This window comes from Thiolapillus sp. (assembly GCF_048562965.1).
In the GTDB taxonomy this organism is placed as follows: Bacteria; Pseudomonadota; Gammaproteobacteria; order Chromatiales; family Chromatiaceae; genus Thiolapillus; species Thiolapillus brandeum_A.
On record NZ_JBHNMF010000196.1, the window covers coordinates 1 to 5,772 of the forward strand.

At 59.0% G+C, this 5,772-nt stretch carries 8 protein-coding genes; all 8 read left to right on the forward strand.

Annotated elements, in window-relative coordinates:
- Positions 1-194: 194 nt before the first annotated feature.
- Positions 195-1,772, forward strand: coding sequence for a type I-E CRISPR-associated protein Cse1/CasA (gene casA / locus ACOCD2_RS11005; protein ID WP_293647679.1), 1,578 nt, complete (start codon positions 195-197; stop codon positions 1,770-1,772).
- 14 nt (positions 1,773-1,786) lie between these two features.
- Positions 1,787-2,344, forward strand: coding sequence for a type I-E CRISPR-associated protein Cse2/CasB (gene casB / locus ACOCD2_RS11010; RefSeq protein WP_293647680.1), 558 nt, complete (start codon positions 1,787-1,789; stop codon positions 2,342-2,344).
- A complete protein-coding gene (gene cas7e, locus ACOCD2_RS11015; RefSeq protein WP_293652661.1) occupies positions 2,341-3,381 on the forward strand; it encodes a type I-E CRISPR-associated protein Cas7/Cse4/CasC in 1,041 nt (346 codons plus the stop codon). The genes casB and cas7e overlap by 4 nt, the downstream gene beginning before the upstream one ends.
- A gap of 3 nt (positions 3,382-3,384) precedes the next feature.
- The gene (cas5e, locus tag ACOCD2_RS11020; RefSeq protein ID WP_293652660.1) at positions 3,385-4,089 is read left to right on the forward strand and encodes a type I-E CRISPR-associated protein Cas5/CasD; all 705 of its coding nucleotides are present in this window, start codon (positions 3,385-3,387) and stop codon (positions 4,087-4,089) included.
- Entirely contained in the window at positions 4,089-4,772 is a 684-nt protein-coding gene (cas6e, locus tag ACOCD2_RS11025) for a type I-E CRISPR-associated protein Cas6/Cse3/CasE (protein ID WP_293647683.1), read from the forward strand. Before cas5e ends, cas6e begins: the two co-directional genes overlap by 1 nt.
- 33 nt (positions 4,773-4,805) lie before the next feature.
- Positions 4,806-5,087: a type II toxin-antitoxin system RelE/ParE family toxin gene (locus ACOCD2_RS11030; protein ID WP_293647684.1), complete on the forward strand. Its 282-nt coding sequence runs from the start codon at positions 4,806-4,808 to the stop codon at positions 5,085-5,087.
- Between the two features lie 10 nt (positions 5,088-5,097).
- Positions 5,098-5,409, forward strand: coding sequence for a HigA family addiction module antitoxin (locus tag ACOCD2_RS11035; protein ID WP_293647685.1), 312 nt, complete (start codon positions 5,098-5,100; stop codon positions 5,407-5,409).
- Positions 5,410-5,412: 3 nt separating this feature from the next.
- A partial coding sequence (cas1, locus tag ACOCD2_RS11040; RefSeq protein WP_293647686.1) for a CRISPR-associated endonuclease Cas1 occupies positions 5,413-5,772 on the forward strand: 360 nt, incomplete at its 3' end.

The following is a 5,772-nucleotide window of genomic DNA, read 5'->3' on the forward strand; positions in this document are numbered from 1 at the left end:
GACCAGCCTTCGCTTCGATCTCCATGGCTGGAATCAGCTGAAAACAGCTTGCCTTGACTTTCAAACCGATTATACATTATGATTAATGTGTATCGGGAACGCGTGATGCGCAATATTTCCCGGCACTTCATGCTTCGGTTAGGCCGCTACTTTTATGTCGAATTCGATCACAAGCCCTCGGGAGAGGATTATAGATGAACCTGTTGAAACCAGAATGGATTAGCGTCTCGTTACGGAACGGAACCCAAGAGGCTGTTTCAGTCTCTGCGTTGGGTCGCGAAGATATTGTCGATATAACGGCCCCCCGTGCCGATTTTCGCGGCGCCATCTACCAGTTGCTTGTCGGCCTGTTGCAAACCGCTTTTGCGCCGAAAAATCACAGGGAATGGCGGCAATGGTGGGGCGCGCCCCCCGATGCCAAGACGCTGGAAAAAGCGCTTGCTCCCTTCGTGCCGGCCTTCAACCTGTTTTCTTCTGTTGGTGAACCGGCTTTCATGCAGGACCTGACCCTGGAGGAGGGCGAGCAGAAGGACATTGCGGCCCTGTTTATCGAGGCTCCCGGTAGCAAGACCCTGCGCGATAACCAGGATCATTTCGTCAAACGGGGTGCGATCGGGAAACTTTCACCGGAAGCTGCTGCCCTGGCGCTTTTTACCCTACAAATCAATGCGTCTTCCGGCGGTGCGGGTCACCGCGTTTCGGTGCGCGGCGGCGGGCCACTGACCACCCTGCTCCTGCCATCGGAGAACAGCAGGAACGATTGCCTGTGGCGGCGTCTATGGCTCAATGTGCTGACCAAGGATGATCTGGCGCAATTGCCCGGCGATCATCAGGACAATTCCCTCGGGCGAATTTTCCCTTGGATGGCGTCAACCCGCACCAGTGAAAAGAAGGGCATGGAAACCTATCCGAATCATGCCCACCCCTTGCAGGTGTACTGGTCCATGCCCCGGCGCATGCGTCTCCAGCCATCGGATCAGGAAGGGCGTTGCGATCTGACGGGCCAACCGGCCACTTCCCGGGTGGATCACTACCTCACCAAAAACTATGGCATCAACTATGCAGGCCATTGGCAGCACCCGTTGACGCCCTATGTTTTCGAAAGCAACAAGGAACCCTTGTCCATCAAGGCACAGCCCGGCGGGCTGGGCTATCGGCACTGGCTGGGATTGGCGGTCACCGCGCAACAGGGCAAGTTCACCCGAACCCCGGCGCTGGTGGTGCGCTGTTACTTTGATCGACAGGAGCGCATACAGGAACTCGACCTCAACCCCCGCCTGTGGGCTTTCGGCTACGACATGGACAACATGAAGGCCCGCTGCTGGTACGAAACTGAAATGCCGTTGTTCAACCTGACTCAGGAAGCGCGGGAAGACATTGCCGAACAGGCGCAAATCATGATCGAAGCCGCCACCGATGTGCTCAAAACCCTCAAGTCCGCGCTGAAAAGTGCCTGGTTTGACCGTCCCAAGGATGCCAAAGGGGATATGTCCTTCATCGATGCCAACTTCTGGTCGGTCACCGAAACCTCTTTCTACCGACTACTGCAACAATTGGTCGAGAAGAACGGCGATGATGACGCCATCGACGCCCTGTTGAAAAGCTGGGCACGCACATTGAAAGACAAAGCCCAAAAGCTGTTCGATCAATACGCCCTGTCCAGCCTCAACGAAGACGGCGATCTCAAGCGTGTGGTCAAGGCGCGCGACGGCAAGGGCGGACTCAACCACCATCTCAATGGCAGCCGCGCGCTCAAGAAACTGGCGGCTTGAACAGGAGAATGCCCATGAACTTCATCATTCTGAAAGACCCAGACCGGCAACAGGCCATTCGGAAATGGCACAGCGAACTGCATGACGAGGACCACCGGGGCGACCGCGCCCGGCTGCGCCGCTGTGACAGGATCGATGCTGTGATGCTGGAACCTGCCTGTTTTCGGTTGTGCCAGAAAACCAAGGGTGACACTGAAGGATTGGCGCTCGTGGCAGGGCTGCTGACCTGGGTGGAAAACCTCAGTGATCAGCCCACCGCCCTGTTGCTGGGGCGATTCAAACCCGGCGGTGATACCCCGTTGTTCAGCGAACTGCGTTTCCGGCGCCTGCTGGCCTCAAGCGCCCCTGACGATTTCTACCAGGGGATGCGCCGTGCCATCATGCAGCTGGGCAAGACAGCGGACCCCATTCAACTGGCTGATGAGATCCTGCACTGGCATGCCCAACATAAATGGCCCGACAACTATCAGGGCATCCGTCAATGGCGGTACCGCATGGCTCGCGGTTATTACGCGCCACAAAGCCTGCCTACAGGCCTAATCAGTGATTCATCAAGGAGACCACAACCATGACCTCATTCATCCAATTGCATCTGCTCACAGCTTACCCGCCCTCCAACCTCAACCGCGATGACCTGGGCCGACCGAAAACTGCCATCGTCGGTGGCACGGAACGGCTGCGAATTTCTTCACAAAGTCTTAAGCGTGCCTGGCGAACCTCTGAGCATTTCGAGAATGCTCTGGGCGATTTCAAGGGTACGCGCACCAAACGGCTGGGAACAGAAGTGTACGGGAAGCTGATTAGCGCGGACATCAGGGAAAAGGACGCCGAAAAATGGGCCTCTGCCATCGCCGCCGTTTTCGGCAAGGTAAAAAAAGAAAATCCGCTGGAGACCGAACAGCTTACCCATGTCTCCCCCGAGGAGTGGCAGGCGGTCATGGCGCTGGCCAAGGCACTGGCGGCGGAGAATCGCGAGCCTGAAAAGGAAGAACTGGATCTGCTTCGTGAAAAACCGAAAGCCGTGGATATCGCCCTGTTTGGCCGCATGCTGGCTGCCAGCCCGGCATTCAATGTGGAGGCCGCCGCTCAGGTGGCCCACGCCATTACCGTCAACCAGGTCGAGATTGAGGACGATTTTTTCACTGCCGTGGATGATCTCAATACTCACGAAGAAGATGCCGGCGCGGGGCACATGGGCGATGCCGGTTTCAGTGCCGGTGTTTTTTACCAGTACCTCTGCATCGACCGTGACCGGCTGGTGGAGAACCTGCAGGGGGACGGGGATCTGGCGAACAGGGCCATCACTTCACTCACCGAAGCGGCGGCCAGGGTGGCGCCCACGGGAAAGCAGAACAGCTTTGCTTCACGCGCCTATACTTCCTACCTGCTGGCGGAGAAGGGCGGCCAGCAACCGCGCAGCCTTTCGGTGGCGTTTCTGAAACCGGTACGTGGCGACGACCTGATGACCCGGGCCATTGAAGCACTGAAAATACAGTGCGACAACTTCGACCGCATGTACGGTGACTGCGCCGACGAACGGCGCGCCATGAACGCCCATACCGGCAAAGGCGATACCCTGAAAGAAATCATCGACTTTGTGGCGGGCTGAGTCATGGACGACTATCTGGTTTTTCAACTCTATGCGCCCCTGGCCTCCTGGGGTGGGCAGGCCGTAGGGCAGGAGCGCCCCAGTGACGACCACCCCGGTCGCTCGGCGTTGCTGGGCCTGCTCGCCGCCGCCCTCGGCATTCGCCGTGAAGAAGAAGCGGAGCACCGGGCCTTGAGCAACGCCTGCCGTTTCGGCATAAGGCTGCTCGCGCCCGGCCTGGCCTTGCGGGACTTTCACACTATACAGGTACCGCCTGTGGCGAAAAAGCAGCAGCACTTGCAGACCCGGCGCGACGAGCTGCGCGAACCCAGGGTCGGCACCATGCTCTCCTTCCGCAGCTATCGGCAGGATGCCGTGAGCGTCGTCGCTGTCACCAGCAATGACGCGCGCTTCCGCCCAGCGATTCTGCTCGACACCCTGTTCGAACCCGTGTTTCCCCTATACCTCGGGCGCAAGGCCTGCCCCCCCGCGCTGCCGCTGAACCCGGAAGTGATACCTGCCCCGCACCTCAGGGCGGCGCTGGACAGCTACTGCGTCGCCCCCTGCCTGGCAAAATGCTGCTCCGGGCCATCGCGCTACTACTGGGAAGCCGGCATGAAGCCAGGCATGGTTCACGACTATCAGGCACCACGTTACGACCAGCCCATCAGCCGCCAGCACTGGCAGTTTGCACCACGCGATGAATTCGTCTGCCTGGGAGGTGAATGATGTACCTGAGCCGAATCCACTTTACCCGGGAGGGCATCCGCCGCCAGTGCCGCCGGGGCATTGCCAGCAATCTGTTTCGTGAACACCAGATGATCTGGCGTCTGTTCGGCAAGGCACCCAACCAGCAGCGGGACTTTCTCTACCGGCGTGAGGACAGGCCCGGTGAGCCGCCGTTCTATTACCTGCTGTCGGCGCGCCAGCCTTTGGAAGGTGATGGCAACCTGACCGTGGAAACCCGACCCTTCGAACCCCGCCTGCAGGCGGGCAACTGTCTGCAATTCCAGCTGCGCGTTAATGCCGTGGTCACCCGCAAGGCCGATGATCACGGTAAGCGGCGCATCCGCCGGGACATCATTGAGGCTTGGATTGATAGCTGCCGCAAGAGCGATCCCCTTGGTAAGGGCTGGCCGCCGCCCTCCGTGATCCATCACCAGGCCGCCAGCACCTGGCTGAACAGACAGGGGGAAAAGCACGGTTTTCAACTCGGTGACTGCCTTGTTTCCAACCACCGTTTTCACAAGGTGTGGAAACCTGGTGATCCTCATCAGCGGCATTTTACCAGCCTCGATATTCAGGGCAGCCTCACCGTTACCGAACCGGACGCCTATCTGGCGACACTAAAGCAGGGCCTGGGCCGCGCCAAGGCCTTTGGCTGCGGCCTGATGCTGATCCGTCGTGCCTGATTGACTCATTACGTAACAGGTACTATCATTACCATGATAAAGGGCTTTCGCGACAAGGCAACGGCCAGGATATTCCAGGGAAAAGTTACCAGACGACTGCCACCGGATATCCAGCACCGGGCCTTCGACAAACTCCGGCTGCTGGGGGCCGCAACCGGTCTGGAGGACCTGAAAGTACCGCCGGGCAATCGTCTGGAACCCCTGCGAGGCCATCGGGCAGGCCAGTGGAGCATTCGCATCAACGACCAGTGGCGCATCTGCTTCCGCTGGGAGGACGGTCATGCACGGGATGTGGAGATCACCGATTACCATTGAGGCTAACGCCATGAATAACAAAGCCAAGGATAATCTACTCCCCCTGAGCACACCGGGCGAGCTGCTGCGCCGGGAATTCATGGAGTCGGTGGCGTTGTCTGCCAACGCATTGGGGCGGGCATTGCATGTACCGCCCAATCGTATCACTGCTATTCTGAATGGCAATCGAGCCATCACTGCAGATACAGCCCTGCGCCTCGCCCGTTACTTTGGCACCAGTGCCGAGTTCTGGCTCAACCTTCAAACAGACTACGACCTGCGCCTGGCACGCCGGGAAAAGGAGGCTTCCATTCGGTGCCAGGTTAGGCCGCGAGCCGCCTAAACTATGCTGCCGCCGCTGAAACCCATCCCCATGAAAGAGCGTGTCTCCATGGTTTTTGTCTGGTACGGTCGCATCGATGTCAAGGACGGTGCTTTCGTCGTCATCGACAAGAATGGCGTGCGCAAACACATCCCCGTGGGGTCAGTCGCCTGTATCATGCTGGAACCGGGCACCCGGGTATCCCACGCAGCGGTCAAACTCGCGGCTCATGTTGGCACACTGCTGGTCTGGGTGGGAGAGGCGGGGGTGCGTCTCTATGCCTCCGGTCAGCCCGGTGGTGCGCGCTCCGACCGGCTGCTCTACCAGGCCAAACTTGCATTGGACGATAACCTGCGACTAAAGGTCGTGCGCAAGATGTATGAA